A 1,180-nucleotide genomic window follows, 5' to 3' on the forward strand; every position below is an offset into this window, starting at 1 on the left:
CCTCCGCGCCCATTCCCACCCCTGCGCGGCCACCCACAGGCTCCCGAGCGAGGGGCCGGGCAGCGAGAGTGGCCCGCTCACGGATGGGAAATTGATCCGTCCTCGAACCCCGTGCTAGCTGCCTGATCAGCACTAACTCGTGCACCTCCGGCACTAATTAGTGTGGGGGCTCTGGCGTCAGCCGGGGCGAGAGAGGATGGGCCACGTGGGTCGTATCATCTGCATCTCCAACCAGAAGGGCGGCGTGGGTAAGACCACCACCGCCATCAACCTCGCCGCGAGCCTCGCGTCCGCGGAGCGCCGCACCCTGCTGGTGGACATGGACCCCCAGGGCAACGCGGGCAGCGGCCTGGGCCTCAAGCGAGACGCACTCAACGGCACCGTCTACGACGCGCTCCTCGGCGGCCGTCCCGCCTCCGAGCTCATCCACCCCACCGAGCTGCGCTTCCTCCAGGTCATCCCCGCCACGCCCGACCTCACCGGCGCGGAAGTGGAGCTGGTGAACCAGGAGCGGCGCGAGTTCCGCCTGCGCGAAGCCCTGCTGCCGCTCAAGGACAAGTACGACTACATCATCATCGACTGTCCGCCCTCGCTCGGCCTGCTCACGCTCAACGCGCTGGTGTCCGCGGACTCCGTCCTCATCCCGCTCCAGTGCGAGTACTACGCGCTCGAGGGCCTCTCCCAGCTCACGCACACCATCGACCTGGTCAAGCAGGGGCTCAACCCCTCGCTGAAGATGGAGGGCATCCTGCTCACCATGTTCGACGCTCGGGCGAACATCGCCCACCAGGTCGTCGACGAGGTGCGCGGCTACTTCAAGGACCAGGTCTTCCAGGCCGTCGTGCCGCGCAACGTGCGCCTGTCCGAGTGCCCGTCCTTCGGCAAGCCGATCATCCTCTATGACATCAAGTCGAAGGGCTGCGAGAGCTACCTGGCGCTCGGCCGCGAGCTGATGCGCCGGGACTCCCCCAAGCCGTCCAAGCGCCGGGTCGCCTGACCGCCCTCCTTATTAGATGTGAATGGTGGGACCGGGTGCCCGGTTCGCCGTGAAGCACTCAAGGCCCATGCGCGCCGGCCCCACGCTGGCGCGGGAGTTCCCAACCACCGTGCAGAAGACCGCAGACACCCAGAAGCGCGCCCTGGGCCGGGGCCTCTCCGCCCTCATCCCCCAGGCCGCCCC

The 1,180-nt window shown here is 68.1% G+C and carries 1 protein-coding gene; it reads left to right on the forward strand.

The window, feature by feature from the left end; genetic code table 11:
* Positions 1-196: 196 nt before the first annotated feature.
* A complete protein-coding gene (locus D7W79_RS42110) occupies positions 197-997 on the forward strand; it encodes a ParA family protein (protein ID WP_242588840.1) in 801 nt (266 codons plus the stop codon).
* Positions 998-1,180 lie beyond the last annotated feature (183 nt).

The sequence above is a fragment of the Corallococcus exercitus genome, assembly GCF_003611585.1.
Lineage (GTDB): Bacteria > Myxococcota > Myxococcia > Myxococcales > Myxococcaceae > Corallococcus > Corallococcus exercitus.

Coding starts and splice junctions, on each gene's coding strand:
- D7W79_RS42110 (WP_242588840.1), top strand. CDS start 197: ATGGGCCACGTGGGTCGTATCATCTGCATCTCCAACCAGAAGGGCGGC.